Genomic DNA, 17774 nt, shown 5'->3' with positions numbered 1-17774 from the left:
TCCAGAGTTATACAAAGTATAACTCAAAAAGGTGCGATGACTGTTTTACGCCAGTGCAGATTTGCAGGCCAGCACAAAATTTATTTGCAGAGTGATTCAGGAAAGCGCGGCAAAGAAAAATGAGAGAAAGCCAAAACTTGCAGGGCAAAATACGAGGTAACGCGCAAAAAACAACGCCACCCGAAGGTGGCGTTATCCGTATCAGTACTGGTCTCTGTCTAACCAGTTACCGCTTTCAATCAGCGTTAAACCTTCCACCGAACGTTGGTACACGTACATCCATGCACTGCCGTAGGGCGTCTGGATCAACCGGCGAGCGTATTCCCCGCCTTTGGTGCGCAAGGCATCAAGTTCGGCCAGCGTGGCATTATCAATACGATAAACCTCACCCTGTACTGCTCCTTCCCCCGGAACGGCGCCTGGATAGTGGCCCAGGCTGTACAGCTGGTAGTTTTCGATACTGTAATCACCCAGCAACTGGGCGTTGGTCATCCAGTGGCTGTTGCCCTGCTTCGTTCTTAAACTGCCGTAGACAAATATTCGCATTGCTAAAACTCAAACTGATAGAGCAAATCGAGTGCCTGGTCTACGCCAGACACCGCTTCCAGATATAGCTTAGGCATCAGGCGATAGCGTAACGTGAGCGTCGCCAGCGAGTCAAAGATCCCCACACCATATTTCACCTGCAGACCCGGCAGTACATAACCGCTGACCACCACCTGAGAGGAGTCACCGACCCCCTGGGTGTCCAGCGCCAGGTTGCTTACGCCAAAGGTCTCGCCGATTTTACCCACAACCTGACCACTTTGTGCAACCCCCAGGCCGACTAACATTGAGGTCATCGCCGCGCTGTCGCTCTGATTGCTGTCCAGCCCCTGCCCGCGCAGCAGGTATGAGAGCGCTTCCTGCTGGGACATTGCCGGGTCGGAGAAAATTTCCGCTTTCGGTTCATCCGCGGTGCCGGTCACGCGCACCCCGGCGATCACGTCATTTTCGGTGGCCTCAGGATTACGGATCGCTTCGATATTCAGCAGCGGCTGGTCCGGCGGACCGGAGAACAGCAGCTCGCCTTTACGCACAATCAAATCCTGGCCGTAGGCATGGAAGCGCCCTTCCGGGATGTTGATCTGCCCGTTCAGGCCCAGACCCTGCTTATCCTGCGCGACTTTCAGATCGCCGGTCAGCCTTGCCTTCAGCCCAAACGCATCCAGACGGACGTTGTTGCCCACGTGCACAATCAGGTTGCTGTTGATCGGGATAGAGGCGCTCTGCGGCTCCTCCGGCTGCAGGTTGTTGTTGAGCATCACCTCATCGCTGGAGACGCCCACCGCGCTTTCCGGCAGCTCATGCACCACGATACGCGCCCACGGCACATCAACGCGGCCATCAAGGGTGAACAGCTGTGGCGTGGCCTCAAAGACCACGTCCGGCGAGACGTCTAAACGCACCATCGGCGGCACGGTGATACGCACCTTGCTGCCTTTGGCCGCGACGCGCGCGCGCCAGTTATCAAGCTGGCTCCAGTCCGCATCGCCGCTGAGGTTGATCTGCCCTTGCTGGGTGCGCACGGTGCCCGCCAGGGTCGAGCTCATGCCGTTGAAGTTCATCGCCAGCTGGCTCGGCAGCATATCGAACGGCATAAAGTTGCCGTCGATATCCACCCCGTTCAGCTGCAACTGACCAAACAGCTGCGGGCTTTGCGCGCTGCACGCCAGACGTAAGTTGGCATTCAGCATGCCTGCCGCCTTCTCACCGCGGGAGAAGATGGCGTTGGCCATCGCCAGGTTGAGATTGCGGATATTAACGTTGCCGCCCAGATTGCGCCGTCCCTGCGGATCGGTCACCTGGATCTGGCCGTCCAGTTGGCCGTTGTTGGCAAGACGGATCAGCCAGCCCAGCTCGGCGCGGTTGTTATGCAGATCGGCGGTGAGATTCAGGGTATCGAACGCCAGCGGTAGCGGCGCATCGTTCACCACCTGGGTCACCTTCACGTTACGCCCGGCGAGCGTGACGTTACCCTCCGGCAGCCCCGGTTTGGTGGCATCCCAGGAGACATCCGCCTTGCCGCTGAAGACGCCGCTCGCCTGGGTGGTGTCCGGCATGAACGGCTTGAGCATCGCCAGATCGAAGCGGTTGAGGTTAACCACCGCCCGCCCTTCTGCGCCCGCGTCAATGGTCTGAGGCACGCACAGCTCGGCGTTCGGGTTGGTCCAGCAGTGTGGCCCGATGCTGATTTTCTGCTCCGCGTTGCGGTAATCCAGGGCAATCGACCGGGTTAACGACCACGGCCCCACCGGGGTGGCGAAGCGGGTGTTATCCAGAGTCCCTTTCCAGCGCGTCTCTTTGCGGTCAAAACTGCCCGCCAGATGCAGCTGGCCGGAAACCGGTTCACCCTGAATGCGCAGCTGCAGGTCGTGCTGCTTCTCGCTGCCCTTGGCCTCCAGCGTCACCTGGTCAAGGTTAACGCCCGGCTGGGAAATCCGATCCACCCGCAGGTTCAAATGCCCGGCGATCTGGTCGGTGGATTTCACGTCGCCGTCCACCCGCACGCGGGCGATGGTGAGCTCCTGCCAGCGCAGGCTGTTGGCGGTGATATCCGCCAGCAGCTGTGGCGCTTCGACCGTACCGCGCACCTTAACCAGTCCTTTCGCGGTGCCGCCCAGTCCAGGCAGGGCATTATCAAGATTCGGCGCGTCGATGGTGGCGTCGAGATCGAGATCTTTCACCCCCAGCTCGCCCTTGATGTCGGCGGTGTTGCGACCGAGCGCGACGTGCAGGCCCGGGATCACCCACTGCAGGTAGCTGTTGCCCCTCAGCGAGCCGTTCACATCCACTTTATTCTGCTTCACGTTGCCGGTGATTTTCAGCTCCGGCACCTCCATCTGCCAGCTGCCGCCGTACAGACTGCCGCGCGTCTTAATCAGGCCGTCGAGCTTCGAAGGCCAGTCCGGCACCTCTTTGGCGGTGTTGATCCCGGTGAGCTTCAGCTCGCCGCGCCAGCTGATCGCTTTCTGCCAGTCGAGCAGCGCCGTCAGCTCGGTTTTGCCCTCCAGCGCCGCGACCGTCAGCTTATCGAGGTTAATCTGCTGCTCGTTGCCTTTCGCATCCAGGGTGATACCCGCAGGCGGCAGCCCCTCCCCCTTCACTGACGTGCGGAACGACAGGGTGTAGTCGGTCATCTTGCCGGTGAGCTTCAGCTTCACGTCATCGGCCTGGTACTGCTTCTCGCCGGTAAACGGCCAGTACAGCTGCTCGCTGACCACCTCCAGGTTGAGCGGCAGGCCCGCCTCCGCCAGCCGGGTCTGGCCGCGCAGCACCACGTCTACGGGGCCGGAGAGGTTAACGCCAAACTCCAGCTGGTCGCGCAGGGCGCCGCCAACCTTCAGCTTCACCTTCTCGCCTTTAATCGGGTCGATGTTCAGGGTGCTGTTGAGAGTGATATCGACCGGCCAGTTATCCTTCAGAAGTGCATTGCCGGTGGCGTTGACGCTGCCCTGGTTGGTGTCGATATCCAGCGCGTCGAGCTTCATGTTGCCGTCGATGCTGCTCACTTTCAGCAGCATGTTGAAGACCGTCAGATCGGTGTCACCGGTCAGGCGCAGCTGCTCGCCCTTGAACTCTTCGATATTGAGGTTCAGCGGCAGATGGACGTCGGTCATCTCCGGCAGGACCGGTTTAGAGAAGAGATCTTTCAGAGTTTCGCCGAGCGGTTTCTCTTCCGGCTGCGGGTTCTGAATTTTTGGCTCGACGATCTCCTCCTGCGCCACTTCCGCCACTTTCGGCAGGGCAATCAGCAGCCCCTGCAGGTTGGTCGGGGTTAAGGTCAGGTTTTTCTCCTGCCAGCGCAGGCCGGAGGTGAAATCCATCACCGATACGGTGGTGTCGTCGATTTTGACGTTGACGTTATTCAGCGCCACCCGGTAGAGCGCAATCGGGTACGGCGTGGAGAGATCCAGCGGCCCGCTCTCCTCTTCGGCGACCGGCGCCGACGGCGGCATTTTTTTCGAATCTATCGTCACAAATACATCTTTTAACGACAGATCGTTAATGCACAGGCTGCTGTCGCGCAGGCAGCCGAGCTTCACCGCCAGATGCAGATCCCCGGCATTCACCGCCACGCCCGGCTGGTCGTAGCGGACGTTTTTCAGATGCAGGTCGCGCCAGCCGCCGGTGACCTGGCCGATCTCCAGCCCCGGCACCCAGCGGTCTGCCGCCTTAAACAGCAGATGCAGGCCGCTGGTGGTCCCCACCAGATAAGCCACCGCAGCCAGCAGCAGCAGGATAAACACCAGTACGCCGAGGCTGATTTTCTTCCATAAACTCATAATTCAGGCCCCAGACCGATGTAGAACTGCAAACCGTGTTCCTCTTTGTCGCCCACCGGCACGGCGAAATCGAGCTTGATTGGCCCGACCGGTGATTCCCAGCGCACCCCGACGCCCGCGCCGGTTTTAAAGTCGCTGCGGCGGATATCGCTCACCGCCTCTCCGCTGTCGATAAAGGTCGCACCCCACCACTTTCCGGTGACGTTGTACTGATACTCCAGCGAGCCGGTGGCCAGCTTCGAGGCCCCGATCAGCTTGCCGTCGTCATCTTTTGGCGCGATGGATTTGTATTTATAACCACGAATGCTGCGATCGCCCCCGGCGAAGAAGCGCAGATCCGGCGGCACTTTTTCAAAATCACCGGTTTCGATCCAGCCGAGGTTGCCGCGCACCACAAAGCGATGGCGGTCATAGAAGGTGCGGATCCAGACGTTCTGCGCCTGTACCACGGAGAAATCCACATCCGAGCCCCAGGCGGTATTGGAGTAGTCTATCGAATAGCGCTGGGAGTCGCCCCAGTCCGGCATCAGCCCGCCGCGGGAGCGGGTCCGGCTGATCATCACCCCCGGATAGAGCAGCATGGTGGTGTTGGTGACGTTGGCCTGGGTAAAGTGGTCGAGGCTCCAGCGCAGGTTAATGGCGCGCTGCCAGCCGCTGGAGAGATCCCAGTAGCGCGACACGGCGAGGGTCGTGGAGTCCGCTTCGGTATCGTTAAGATCGGTGCGCTTAAAGCCGCCCTGCACCAGGTAATATTGCTCAAGCGGGTTTTTCAGCAGCGGCATTTTATAGCTGAAATCGAGCTGCTGTTCCGGCGCGGAAAGGCTGAGGTTGCTGGTCAGGCTGTGGCCGTAGGAGTTCATCCACGGCTTTTTCCACGACGCTTTTACGCGCGGGCCGACGTCGGTGGAGTAGCCCACCCCGGTCTCGATGGTGTTCTCGGTGCGCGGCGAAACCACGCCGTGCAGCGGCAGCACTTTTGTCTGCCGCGACTTATCAAACTCCGGCGCCACGACCACCGAATTAAACCAGCCGGTGGCTGACAGACGGCGGTTCAGCTCCGCCAGATCTTTTGATTCATAGTAATCCCCCTCTTCAAAGGGGATCAGGCTTTGCAGGTACTCGTCGCGGATCTGCGAGCCTTCGAAGGTGACGTCGCCAAAGCGGTAGCGTTCCCCGCTGTCGTAGTCGATATCCCAGAACGCCTGATGCCTGTCGAGGGCGATGCCGAGCTGGCTTTTATTGAACTGGCTGTCGAAGTAACCTTTGCGCAGCGCGACCTTAGTCAGATCTTTTTTGAAGCCGTCATAGTCGCTGTGGTTGAGCACGGTGCCGTTTTTTGGCCGCGTGTTCAGCAGATCCAGATAGTCATGATCCGTGCGCGCGCCGCCGCGCAGCACCACGTCCGTGCCGCCGATCAGTACCGGTACGCCCGGCTTGACGCGGGCAATCAACACCTGCCGCCCTTTGGCAGGAGGTGGACGCAGATCGAAGTCGATGGTCGGTTCGTAATAGCCGAGCGCTTTTAAACCGCCGCGGATGGCGTCGTCCACGCGCGCGCGAAAGCGACGGTCTGGCGTCACTTCGTCGCTCTGGATCGTGGAGAGCTGTGCGCGTACGTTTTTTTCCAGCGCCCCGGATAGCCCCTCAACCTGCAAACGAACATTCGCCGCGCTGGCGACTCCGCTTGTCAGCAAGACACTGACTAAACATAACTGGCGGATTTTTGGCACGTTTTCTCCTGAATATCCTTGTTTCCACCCCTGGAAGCATATGAAGTGCCGCTCCGCAGCAAATCACGGCATTAAGCCCAAAACCCAATAGACGGGTTGAAAAATGGTTAAACAACCTAATATTTCTTATGTTTAAATCTAGACTCATTCACCGCATTTATTGTGTTCAATTAAACGCGTCGTGACAACCTTAACCCAAACATCACCTACCCGGAGGCCACACCGTGAGTTTATTTGATAAAAAAAACCTTGTTGCTCAGGCGGATGCATTACCGGGACGTAACACCCCTATGCCAGTCGCCACCCTGCACGCGGTTAACGGACACTCCATGACCAACGTTCCGGACGGTATGGCGGTCGCCCTGTTCGCGATGGGCTGCTTCTGGGGCGTCGAGCGCCTGTTCTGGCAGCTGCCGGGCGTCTACAGCACCGCGGCCGGCTACACCGGCGGTTATACCCCGAACCCGACCTACCGTGAAGTCTGCTCCGGCCAGACCGGCCACGCCGAGGCGGTACGCGTGGTGTATGACCCGAACGTCATCAGCTACGAACAGCTGCTGCAGGTGTTCTGGGAAAACCACGACCCGGCGCAGGGTATGCGTCAGGGCAACGACCACGGTACCCAGTACCGCTCGGCGATCTATCCGCTCACGCCAGAGCAGGATGCCGCCGCCCGCGACAGCCTGGCGCGTTTCCAGCAGGCGATGCATGCTTCCGGTGACGATCGCCCTGTGACCACTGAGATCGCCAGCGCGCTGCCGTTCTACTACGCGGAAGACGACCACCAGCAGTATCTGCATAAAAATCCGTACGGCTACTGCGGTATCGGCGGCATCGGCGTTTGCCTGCCACCTCAACTGGCATAACAGTAAGCCGGTTTTGCCCGTTTACGAGCAAAACCGGCTCAAAAAGTGATCTCTGGCGGGTTTACAGACATTTACGCTATACTAGCCGCTGAAATAACCGGCCTACTGCTTCGGACCGGTGTTCAAAATCTCTACACACCTGTATGACCAACTTCCCTCCGAGGATCCGGCGATAAGCTGGATAAGATATGTTAAACAGTATTTTAGTAATACTTTGTCTCATTGCCGTCAGTGCATTTTTCTCAATTTCAGAAATCTCGCTGGCCGCATCCCGTAAAATCAAACTTAAACTGCTCGCCGATGATGGCGACCTGAATGCCCAACGCGTCCTGAAAATGCAGGAAAACCCGGGGATGTTCTTTACCGTGGTGCAGATCGGCCTCAACGCGGTCGCCATACTTGGCGGTATTGTCGGTGATGCTGCTTTCTCGCCGGTATTCCACGCCCTTTTCTCAAAGTACTTCTCTCCGGAGCTTTCCGAGCAGCTGAGCTTTATTCTCTCCTTCTCGCTGGTGACGGGCCTGTTCATTCTGTTTGCCGACCTGACCCCGAAACGCATCGGTATGATTGCGCCCGAAGCCGTGGCTTTGCGCATCATCAACCCGATGCGCTTCTGTCTGTTCGTGTTCCGCCCGCTGGTGTGGTTCTTTAACGGCCTGGCCAATACCATATTCCGCCTGTTTAAGCTGCCGATGGTGCGTAAAGATGACATCACCTCTGATGACGTTTACGCGGTATTCGAAGCCGGCGCGCTGGCGGGGGTGCTGCGTAAGCAGGAGCATGAGCTGATCGAGAACGTGTTTGAGCTGGAATCCCGTACCGTGCCGTCATCCATGACCGGGCGTGAGAACGTGATCTGGTTCGATCTGCACGAAGACGAGCAGAGCCTGAAGACCAAGGTGGCGGAACATCCGCACTCCAAGTTCCTGGTGTGTAATGAAGATATCGACCACATCATCGGCTATGTCGACTCCAAAGACCTGCTCAACCGCGTGCTGGCAAACCAGAGCCTGGCGCTGAACAGCGGCGTGCAGATCCGCAATACCCTGATTGTCCCGGACACCCTGACGCTCTCCGAAGCGCTGGAAAGTTTCAAAACCGCCGGGGAAGACTTCGCGGTGATCATGAACGAATACGCGCTGGTGGTGGGTATCATCACCCTGAATGACGTGATGACCACCCTGATGGGCGATCTGGTGGGCCAGGGTCTGGAAGAGCAGATTGTGGCCCGCGATGAGAACTCATGGCTGGTGGACGGCGGCACGCCTATCGACGACGTCATGCGCGTGCTGGATATCGACGAGTTCCCGCAGTCGGGCAACTACGAGACCATCGGCGGCTTTATGATGTTCATGCTGCGTAAGATCCCGAAACGCACCGACTCGGTGAAGTTCTCGGGCTACAAGTTCGAGGTGGTGGATATCGACAACTACCGCATCGACCAGCTGCTGGTGACCCGCATCGACAACAAGCCGACGGTGCTGGTACCAAAACTGCCGGACGCCGAAGAGAACGTATCGGCCTAAGCCAGAAACATCAACGGCTCCCATCGGGAGCCGTTTCTTTTACTGCATAGCACGTTGGTTAAGCCATCTCAGTTTGCAGACGCATAACCTGACGGTTGACTTCGGACATCACAGAAAAGTGCTGTTTATCCTTCACTTTTGGGACAAGGATTTTGCCCTTATCAAACTCAAAAGCGCCAACATCCTTGATATACAACCGTCCACGGAACAGGATTTTTACGTATTTAGCTACCTGAAGCGGATTGTAGCGTTGGAAAATTTTCATTCTATTATCTCCTGCGAATCATACGCTCTTGCGGCACCACAATCGGGCCGACCCTCTGGAGCGCAAATTTTGTTGCCCAATGACTATAGACGAGAAAAAAGGTGATACCCAGTCTGCATAAGTTTATTTACCTTTTGATGACAAATAATCAGAATATTCTTTGCAAACGTAACTTTCAGGCAGTATAAGCCATCGTTTTTGTGCAGATATGTGCGTTCCCCCTCACTCTGGCACCGGGATTGCGGGTAAAGCGCCGCGATCGCACTTATGATTAAAACGTCAGACCAAGTGGTCGGATCACCTGCTAAAAACAAAAAGGAAAACACCATGACCTTACGTAACATCCTGGCAACTGCCTGCCTGATGCTGCCACTGATGGCTTCCGCACATAATTTTGAGAAGGGACAACGTGTGCCGCCGGTGGGCATTGCCGACCGGGGAGAATTGATCCTCGACAATAATGAGTTTAGCTATAAAACCTGGAATAGCGCGCAGCTCGTGGGCAAAGTGCGAGTGGTGCTACATATTGCCGGTCGCACATCGGCAAAAGAGAAAAACGCAACCCTGATTGAAGCGATCAAGGCGGCACATTTACCAAAAGATACTTATCAGACCACTACCGTCGTGAACACCGATGATGCGATCCCGGGCTCCGGCATGTTCGTGCGCAGTAGCCTCGAGAGCAATAAAAAGCTCTATCCGTGGTCACAGTTCATCGTCGACAGCAACGGTGCCGCGCGCAGTGCCTGGCAGCTGGAAGAAGAGAGTTCGGCAGTCGTGGTGCTGGATAAAAACGGTAACGTGCAGTGGGCGAAAGACGGTGCCCTGACCCAGGAAGAGGTGCAGCAGGTGGTTGCCCTGCTGCACAAGCTGCTCGGTCAGTAAAGCGAGACCCGGAAGCCCGGATTGAGGAAAGATTCACGCGGGGTATAGTCGAGCGGCTTGCCCTGCCAGTCGTGAACGTGTGCACCCGCAGCGGCGGCAACGGCATGGCCTGCCGCCGTATCCCAGACGTTGGTCGGCCCGAAGCGCGGGTAAAGCTGCGCCTGCCCTTCTGCCACCAGGCAGAACTTCAGCGATGAGCCGATGGACGTCGTCTGGTGCTCACCCAGCTGATGCAGATACTCCTCCAGCTCATTATCCGAATGCGAGCGGCTGATCACCACCAGCGGTGGCCGGGCGTCACGGACCTGGATCTGCTTGCGCACCCCGCACTCTTCTTTCCACGCTTTTCCTTCTGCGGCGCTGTACATCACCTTCAGCACCGGGGCATAGACCACGCCCAGCACCGCTTTGCCCTTATCAATCAGAGCAATGTTTACCGTGAATTCACCGTTACGTTTGATGAACTCCTTGGTGCCGTCCAGCGGATCCACCAGCCAGTAACGCTGCCAGTGCTGGCGCAGGTCCCAGGGCTGAGGATCTTCTTCGGACAGCACCGGAATATCGGGCGTCAACGCCTGCAGACCCTGCAGGATCACCCCGTGCGCCGCGAGATCGGCTGCAGTGACCGGGGAGTCGTCGATTTTACGGATCGTGTCCATTGGGATCTTGCCATCGTAGACCTGCATAATGGCATCGCCCGCATCCCGTGCGAGCTGACAAATTTTATCTAACATTCTCCACCTCTTTGTTAACACAGTGGGTTTAACTCTTTGTTTTATTTATATCGCATTGTGAATAAATCCGCTATCTGTGAAGCAATTCCGGTTTCAGGGCCCTTTTTTCTGGCAGGATTCACAATTCTGTAAGCAAAAAAATATAGATACATATTCTTTTGTGGCCTGGATCTAAAAAAGGACTCCTCTGATGATTAAGTTTAGCGCAACGCTCCTGGCGACGCTGATTGCAGCGAGCGTACAGGCGGCGACGGTCGATCTCCGCATAATGGAAACCACCGACCTGCACAGCAATATGATGGACTTCGACTACTACAAAGACGCCCCGACGGAAAAGTTTGGCCTGGTGCGCACCGCCAGCCTGATTAATGCCGCCCGTAGCGAAGTGAAAAACAGCGTGCTGGTCGATAACGGCGATTTAATTCAGGGTAGTCCGCTTGGGGATTACATGGCGGCGAAAGGTCTGAAAAAGGGCGATGTGCATCCGGTTTATAAGGCGCTGAACACCCTGGATTACGCAGTGGGCAACCTCGGTAACCACGAGTTTAACTACGGGCTGGATTATCTGCACATGGCGCTCTCCGGGGCCAAATTCCCGTACGTTAACGCCAATATCATCGACGTTAAGACCAACAAACCGCTGTTTACGCCTTACTTAATTAAAGAAACGACAGTCGTCGATCAGGATGGCAAACAGCAGACCCTGAAGATCGGCTATATCGGTTTTGTCCCGCCGCAGATCATGACCTGGGATAAGGCTAACCTGAGCGGCAAAGTGACGGTCAACGACATCACCGAAACCGCCCGCAAGTATGTGCCGGAGATGCGCGAGAAAGGCGCCGATCTGGTGGTAGTGGTGGCGCACTCGGGTCTCTCTGCCGACCCATACCAGGCGATGGCGGAAAACTCGGTCTACTACCTCAGCGAAGTCAAAGGGGTGGACGCCATTCTCTTCGGCCACGCCCACGCGGTGTTCCCGGGCAAAGATTTCGCCAGCATCAAAGGGGCCGACATTGCGAAAGGAACCCTGAACGGCGTGCCAGCGGTGATGCCGGGCATGTGGGGGGATCACCTTGGGGTGGTCGATCTGGTGCTGAATAACGACGCCGGGAAATGGCAGGTCACGCAGTCGAAAGCCGAAGCCCGACCGATTTACGATCTGGCCGCCAAAAAAGCGCTGGTGGCCGAGGATAAGCACATCGTTGAGGTGCTGAAGCACGATCACGACGCCACCCGCGAGTTTGTCAGCAAACCGATCGGTAAATCCGCCGACAACATGTACAGCTACCTGTCACTGGTGCAGGACGATCCTACCGTACAGGTTGTGAACATGGCGCAGAAAGCCTACGTGGAGAAATATATTCAGGGCGACCCGGACCTGGCGAAACTGCCGGTGCTCTCCGCCGCCGCGCCGTTTAAGGTGGGTGGACGTAAAAACGATCCGGCCAGCTACGTCGAAGTGGAGAAAGGCCAGCTGACCTTCCGTAACGCCGCCGATCTCTATCTCTATCCGAACACCCTGGTGGTGGTCAAAGCCACAGGCCAGGAGGTGAAGGAGTGGCTGGAGTGTTCCGCCGGACAGTTCAACCAGATCGATACCCACAGCAGCAAACCGCAGTCGCTGATTAACTGGGACGGTTTCCGCACCTATAACTTCGACGTGATCGACGGCGTGGAGTACCAGATTGACGTGTCGCAGCCGGCGAAATATGACGGCGAATGCCAGGTGGTGAATGCCCAGGCCGAGCGCATCAGGAACCTGACCTTTAACGGCAAGCCGATCGACCCGAAAGCGACCTTCCTGGTGGCGACCAACAACTACCGCGCCTACGGCGGGAAGTTTGCCGGAACCGGCGACAGCCATATCGCCTTCGCCTCACCGGATGAGAACCGCTCGGTGCTGGCGGCGTGGATTGGCGAGCAGTCGAAGAAGCGTGGCGAAATCCATCCGGCAGCGGACAACAACTGGCGTCTGGCCCCCATCCACAGCGACGTGAAGCTGGATGTTCGCTTTGAGACCGCGCCAACGGAAAAAGCGGCGGCGTTTATCAAAGAGAAAGCGCAGTACCCGATGCAGCAGGTCGCCACCGATGAGATCGGATTTGCGATTTATCAATTAGATTTGAGCAAATAGTCGTTTATGTAGGCCGGGTAAGGCGAGGTAAAAGCAAAACGGCAACGCAAGTTGCCGTTTTTAGTGTTTGCGCCCTCGGACCAAAGGAGAGGGTTGGGGTGAGGGCATCAGGCCGCACAATTTTATATAATCACGCCGCCCGCTCCCCCCTGTTACTCATCACCTGCGGTAAGTTCAGCTCTATCCAGTCGGCCAGCGCCGCCACCTTCTCGCTTACCTCTTCCCCCAGCGGGGTCAGGCTGTACTCCACGTGCGGGGGCACCACCGGATACGACACCCGGTTGATAAAGCCATCCTGCTCCAGCGCCTGCAGCGACTGGGCCAGCATCTTCTCGCTCACCCCACCCATCTTGCGACGCAGATCGCTGAAGCGATGCGTTCCATCACGCAGCGCCACCAGAATCAGCACGCCCCAGCGGCTGGTCACATGCTTGAGCACATCCCGGGAAGGACACTGCTCGGCAAACAGGTTGCCGTCGCGCAGCTGCTCGCTGAGGGTCTGATTCGTCATTTGATACTTACCTTTTTGTGCGTACTTACTAAAAGTTAGTTTGAGTGATAGTGTGCCACAACAGTCACCCGATACGAAGGATAATCATCATGATCGCAATCACCGGCGCTACCGGCCAGCTCGGCCAACTCGTTATTGAACAGCTCCTGAAAACCGTTCCGGCCAGCCAACTGGTCGCCATTGTACGCAACCCGGCAAAGGCTGAGGCGTTGAGCCAGCAGGGCGTGACCGTGCGTCAGGCCGATTACACCGACCAGGCCGCCTTCACCCGTGCGCTCGCAGGGGTGGATAAGCTGCTGCTCATCTCCTCCAGCGAAGTGGGCCAGCGCGCCCCGCAGCATCAGAACGTTATTAACGCGGCAAAAGCGGCGGACGTGAAGTTCATCGCCTATACCAGCCTGCTGCATGCCGATACCTCGCCGCTGGGCCTGCACGTGGAGCATGTCGCCACCGAACGCGCCCTGGCAGAGTCGGGCATTCCTTATGCCCTGCTGCGTAACGGCTGGTATACCGAAAACTATCTCGCCAGCGCCCCGCCTGCACTGGAGCACGGCGTCTTCATCGGTGCCGCCGGTGAAGGCAAAATCGCCTCTGCCACCCGCGCCGACTATGCCGCTGCCGCCGCCCGCGTCATCAGCGAAGAGGGCCATGCCGGTAAAGTATATGAGCTGGCGGGCGACCACGCGTGGACATTAGGAGAACTTGCAGCCGAACTCAGCCGCCAGAGCGGTAAAAACGTGGTCTATCAGAACCTGAGCGAAGCCGATTTTGCCGCCGCGCTGAAGGGCGTTGGCTTACCGGCGGGCCTGGCGGATATGCTGGCCGACTCCGACGTGGGCGCCTCGAAAGGCGGTCTGTTTGATGAAAGCCGCACCCTGAGCGCGCTGCTGGGTCGCCCGACCACAACGCTTGCTGAGAGCGTGAAGGGCATCCTGTAATTGTTAAAATGTCGTTAATTAGTGTGGCATCCCCGCGGGTCATCTCTGATAATGACAGTCTGACCCGCGAGGAGGCTCACCGTGCAAGGCGTACCCGAACAGTTCTTCGATGAGAGAGACAGCGCGCGCTTTCGCCATCTGGCGCAGGTGCCTGGCGTCGAACTGTATCACGCCCATATCTCCCGCTACGCGTTTGAGCCCCATACCCACGAGGCCTTCGGGATCGGCGCCATTGAAGCCGGTGCCGAACGCTTTCGCTATCGCGGGACGCAGTATGTCGCCCCGGTCCACTCCGTCGTCACCATGAACCCTGATGAACTTCACACCGGCGAGGCCGAGACCGCCGACGGCTGGCGCTACCGGATGATCTATCTCGAACCGGATCTGCTTGAAGAGGTGACCGGCATCCGCCACTGGTGGTTCAGCGACGTAACCCGCCACGATCCCCGCCGTTCGCAGCAGATTTGCCAGCTCATTTATGGCCTGTGGCACACCGACGATCCGCTGGCGCAAAAAGGCTTGCTGCTGGACCTGATTGATACCTTTAAACCGCTGGCGCGCCATGCGCCTGTCCTGCACGAAGGGGCACATCGCTTCGAGCGGGTGCGCGACTATCTGCATGACAACTATATGCACTCCCTGACCCTCGATGAGCTGGCGCAGGTGGTGTCGCTCAGTCCGTACCATTTCCAGCGCCAGTTCAAGGCCCATTTTCACGTCACACCCCATCAGATGCTGATGGCCATCCGCCTGTGGCGCGCCAAAGCCTTTCTCACCCAGGGACTGCCTGCGGCAGAAGTTGCCGCTGCGACGGGCCTGACCGATCAGTCGCACCTGACCCGGGCGTTTACGCGTCGGTACGGCATCACTCCCGTGCGCTACCAGAAACAGGTAACGCAGCGCTAATGCGCAATCTCATACAATACGTCCCCCCTTTTGTCTTTCTACACTGCCAGTAGGTTCAAATAAGATGGATGGAAAAATGATTAGCGGCGTGTTGTATGCCCTGCTTGCAGGGTTGATGTGGGGGCTGATTTTTGTTGGTCCGCTGATCGTCCCGGAATACCCGGCGGCGTTGCAGTCGATGGGACGCTATCTGGCGCTGGGGCTTATCGCCCTGCCAATCGCCTGGCTGGGCCGGGTACGGTTGCGCCAGCTTAAAGGCCGGGACTGGCTGACCGCGCTGTCGCTGACCATGATGGGCAATGTGATCTATTACATCTGCCTGGCAAGCGCAATCCAGCGTACCGGGGCACCCGTCTCGACGATGATCATTGGCACCCTGCCGGTGGTGATCCCGGTGTTCGCCAATCTGCTCTACAGCCAGCGCGACGGTAAACTGCCGTGGTCGAAGATGGTCCCCGGACTGCTTGCCATTGCGCTGGGGCTGGTGTGCGTGAATATCGCCGAGCTGCGTCATGGTGTGGCCGGGGGCAGCGGCTGGCGCTATGTGTCCGGGATCCTGCTGGCGTCGGTGTCGGTGGTCTGCTGGGCATGGTATGCCCTGCGTAACGCCCGCTGGCTGCGGGAAAACCCCGACAAGCATCCGATGATGTGGGCCACCGCCCAGGCGCTGGTGACGCTGCCGGTCTCGGTGGTGGGGTATCTCGCCGCCTGCGCATGGCTGAACGTGCAGCAGCCGGACTTTGCGCTTCCGCTGGGGCCGCGCCCGTGGGTCTTCCTTGGGCTGATGGTTGCGATTGCCGTCTGTTGCTCGTGGGTGGGTGCGCTATGCTGGAACGTTGCCAGCCAGAAATTACCGACGGTGGTTTTAGGGCCGCTGATTGTCTTCGAAACCCTGGCCGGGCTGCTGTATACCTTCCTGATGCGCCAGAGTCTGCCGCCGCTGTTAACCGGCACGGGGATTGTGTTGCTGGTGGTAGGCGTGGTGATTGCGGTGAGCGCGAAACCGGAAAAACCCCTGGTTGTTCCGGCTTCGGAGCTGTAGGTATCGCCCGGCGGCGAGGTAAAAGCAAAACGGCAACCCCGGGGTTGCCGTTTTTAATGTGTGCTCCCTCTCCCGGTGGGAGAGGGTTGGGGTGAGGGCAACAGGCCGCACACTTCCCAGGCCGGGTAAGGCGAAGCGCCACCCGGCAGGTTTTAGAAGGTTTCCCAGTTCGCGTCCGTCGTCGCCAGCACCGGCTTCGCTTTTGCGGTATAGGTTTTCACCGGCGCGGCCTTCGCCGTCTGGCTCTTCGTAATCTTAAACACCGCCACCGCCTCGTTCAGGCGCGCTGCCTGCTCTTCCAGCGCCGCCGCCGCCGCCGCAGACTCCTCAACCAGCGAGGCGTTCTGCTGGGTCACGCGATCCATCTCGGCCACCGCCTGACCGACCTGATCGATACCCCGGCTCTGCTCATCAGAAGCGGAAGCAATTTCGCCCATGATATCGGTAACGCGGGTAACGGCGCTGACGATCTCCGCCATCGTCTCCCCGGCTTCGTTCACCAGCGCGGAACCGGCGCTGACGCGCGCGCCAGAGTCGTCGATCAGCCCTTTAATCTCTTTCGCCGCCTGGGCGCTGCGCTGGGCCAGCGTACGCACTTCCCCAGCCACCACCGCAAACCCGCGTCCCTGCTCTCCGGCACGCGCCGCTTCTACCGCCGCGTTCAGCGCCAGGATGTTGGTCTGGAAGGCGATACCGTCAATCACGTTGGTGATCTGGGCGATTTTGCTGGAGCTGTTGGCAATCTCGTCCATGGTGCGCACTACGCCTTCAACCACGTTCCCGCCCTTCTTCGCGGTACTGGAGGCATCCAGCGCCAGGCGTGACGCCTGACGGGCGTTATCGGCGTTCTGCTTCACGGTGGCGGTCAGCTGTTCCATGCTGGCGGCGGTCTCTTCCAGCGAGGCCGCCTGCTGCTCGGTACGGGAAGAGAGGTCGTTGCTGCCTGCGGAGATTTCACCGGCACCGGTATAGATGGTATCTGCCCCATCGCGAACCACGCCCACGGTGTTAGCCAGCGCCTTCTGCATCTCGTGTACGTTATGCGCCAGCATCGCCATTTCATTGTGACCTTCGGCGTTAACGGGCTGGGTCAGATCCCCTGCGGCAATGGCGCGAATATGGGCAATCACCTCGTGCAGCGGCTTCAGCAGCACGTTGCGCATGGCGATCCAGCTGGCGACAATCACCGCCACCACAATCACCATAATTGCCGTCAGGATCCACAGAATCCGCTGGTAGTCGTTCTCGTTGTCGACAATGCCTGCGCTGGCCAGCTTCGCCTGGGCTTCACGCCATTCACGATAAACAGCCTGCATTGCCACCTGCTTCTGCTCGGCATTCTGCCTGAACATGTCGTCTAGGTTGCCCTGGGCCAGCAGCTCGTTCATTTTTGTCAGCGTGGTGTGGTAAGCGCGGTACTGCTCTTCCAGCCGATCGGCCAGCTTCTCATCCAGACCCGGCGTTTCCGGCAGGGCGTAATATTTGTCGTAGTGTCCCTGGGCTTCTGCCAGCAGGTTTTTGCCCGCCGTCACCAGCTCGCCCAACTGGCCGCCGTTGATTTCGCTCGCCGTGCTGCTCTGCAGACGGAGCATGCCGCGGTTAAGGGTGACGCGCGCCTGGTTCAGGCTGATCCACGCGTCGGTAAACTCCGCCACGTTCTGGCTTGAGAGCTGGGAGACGGTGAAATTGTCCTTATCGTTATTCAGGGCATTGATAAATACCGACGCCGCGATGATTTGCATCACCCCCAGCACCAGCAGCACCGAGACTAACAGGGTGATTACTTTAATACGTTTAAACATTCTCAGTCTTCTTTAGCAGGATATTGTCTGAGGGGTATATCGGCAGGGAGGGCGTGTTATTTAACAAATCGTGGTCTAACCACCCCTATTATTTGGAAATTATCAAATCC

Annotated in this window: 14 protein-coding genes; 7 read left to right on the top strand and 7 right to left on the bottom strand. The window is 58.3% G+C overall.

The annotated features are described in order from the left end of the window. Positions 1-201 precede the first annotated feature (201 nt). From FHN83_RS13890 to tamA, 3 genes are read right to left on the bottom strand one after another with little or no spacing between them, the layout of a single operon-like run. Positions 202-546 carry a gamma-glutamylcyclotransferase family protein gene (locus FHN83_RS13890; RefSeq protein WP_039028479.1) on the bottom strand — a complete coding sequence of 115 codons (345 nt, stop codon included), beginning with the start codon at positions 544-546 and terminating at the stop codon, positions 202-204. A 2-nt stretch (positions 547-548) separates the two neighbouring features. Continuing rightward, complete coding sequence (tamB, locus tag FHN83_RS13885; RefSeq protein WP_139564058.1) at positions 549-4325, bottom strand: autotransporter assembly complex protein TamB; 3777 nt, start codon at positions 4323-4325, stop codon at positions 549-551. Continuing rightward, the gene (gene tamA, locus FHN83_RS13880) at positions 4322-6055 is read right to left on the bottom strand and encodes an autotransporter assembly complex protein TamA (RefSeq protein ID WP_139564057.1); all 1734 of its coding nucleotides are present in this window, start codon (positions 6053-6055) and stop codon (positions 4322-4324) included. The genes tamB and tamA overlap by 4 nt, the downstream gene beginning before the upstream one ends. Before the next feature lie 224 nt (positions 6056-6279). Here tamA and msrA point away from each other — a divergent pair, with 224 nt between their 5' ends. Next, a complete protein-coding gene (gene msrA, locus FHN83_RS13875) occupies positions 6280-6921 on the top strand; it encodes a peptide-methionine (S)-S-oxide reductase MsrA (protein ID WP_139564056.1) in 642 nt (213 codons plus the stop codon). A 188-nt stretch (positions 6922-7109) separates the two neighbouring features. Beyond that, positions 7110-8447 (top strand): hemolysin family protein, encoded by a 1338-nt coding sequence (locus FHN83_RS13870; protein WP_039028475.1) that lies wholly within the window; start codon positions 7110-7112, stop codon positions 8445-8447. Between the two features lie 58 nt (positions 8448-8505). Here the strand turns inward: FHN83_RS13870 and FHN83_RS13865 are convergent, their stop codons facing one another. Further along, a complete protein-coding gene (locus tag FHN83_RS13865) occupies positions 8506-8712 on the bottom strand; it encodes a DUF1107 domain-containing protein (protein ID WP_032616223.1) in 207 nt (68 codons plus the stop codon). Positions 8713-9039: 327 nt separating this feature from the next. Here FHN83_RS13865 and FHN83_RS13860 point away from each other — a divergent pair, with 327 nt between their 5' ends. Beyond that, positions 9040-9597, top strand: a complete 558-nt coding sequence (locus FHN83_RS13860; protein ID WP_039028473.1) for a YtfJ family protein — start codon at positions 9040-9042, stop codon at positions 9595-9597. On the opposite strand, the gene cysQ is transcribed toward FHN83_RS13860, so the two are convergent. Continuing rightward, the gene (cysQ, locus tag FHN83_RS13855; protein ID WP_039028472.1) at positions 9591-10331 is read right to left on the bottom strand and encodes a 3'(2'),5'-bisphosphate nucleotidase CysQ; all 741 of its coding nucleotides are present in this window, start codon (positions 10329-10331) and stop codon (positions 9591-9593) included. The two genes, FHN83_RS13860 and cysQ, sit on opposite strands and share 7 nt — an antisense overlap. A gap of 190 nt (positions 10332-10521) precedes the next feature. Here cysQ and FHN83_RS13850 point away from each other — a divergent pair, with 190 nt between their 5' ends. After that, positions 10522-12465, top strand: a complete 1944-nt coding sequence (locus tag FHN83_RS13850) for a bifunctional 2',3'-cyclic-nucleotide 2'-phosphodiesterase/3'-nucleotidase (RefSeq protein ID WP_139564055.1) — start codon at positions 10522-10524, stop codon at positions 12463-12465. A gap of 130 nt (positions 12466-12595) precedes the next feature. Here FHN83_RS13850 and FHN83_RS13845 read toward each other — a convergent pair whose 3' ends face one another. Continuing rightward, positions 12596-12976: a winged helix-turn-helix transcriptional regulator gene (locus FHN83_RS13845; RefSeq protein ID WP_039028470.1), complete on the bottom strand. Its 381-nt coding sequence runs from the start codon at positions 12974-12976 to the stop codon at positions 12596-12598. A gap of 89 nt (positions 12977-13065) precedes the next feature. On the opposite strand from FHN83_RS13845, the gene FHN83_RS13840 reads away from it, so the two are divergent. The 3 genes from FHN83_RS13840 to FHN83_RS13830 all read left to right on the top strand — a co-directional run bounded on the left by FHN83_RS13840 (position 13066) and on the right by FHN83_RS13830 (position 15862). Further along, positions 13066-13914 (top strand): SDR family oxidoreductase, encoded by an 849-nt coding sequence (locus FHN83_RS13840; protein WP_138370099.1) that lies wholly within the window; start codon positions 13066-13068, stop codon positions 13912-13914. A gap of 81 nt (positions 13915-13995) precedes the next feature. Beyond that, a complete protein-coding gene (locus FHN83_RS13835; protein ID WP_139564054.1) occupies positions 13996-14820 on the top strand; it encodes an AraC family transcriptional regulator in 825 nt (274 codons plus the stop codon). Between the two features lie 76 nt (positions 14821-14896). Further along, on the top strand, positions 14897-15862 hold the full coding sequence (locus FHN83_RS13830; protein ID WP_139564053.1) for a DMT family transporter: 966 nt from the start codon (positions 14897-14899) through the stop codon (positions 15860-15862). 152 nt (positions 15863-16014) lie between these two features. On the opposite strand, the gene FHN83_RS13825 is transcribed toward FHN83_RS13830, so the two are convergent. Next, positions 16015-17664 (bottom strand): methyl-accepting chemotaxis protein, encoded by a 1650-nt coding sequence (locus FHN83_RS13825; RefSeq protein WP_139564052.1) that lies wholly within the window; start codon positions 17662-17664, stop codon positions 16015-16017. Between the last annotated feature and the right edge of the window lie 110 nt (positions 17665-17774).

It is taken from the genome of Leclercia adecarboxylata (assembly GCF_006171285.1).
Classification (GTDB): domain Bacteria; phylum Pseudomonadota; class Gammaproteobacteria; order Enterobacterales; family Enterobacteriaceae; genus Enterobacter; species Enterobacter barmai.
This window is presented reverse-complemented; position numbering and strand designations above follow the sequence as displayed.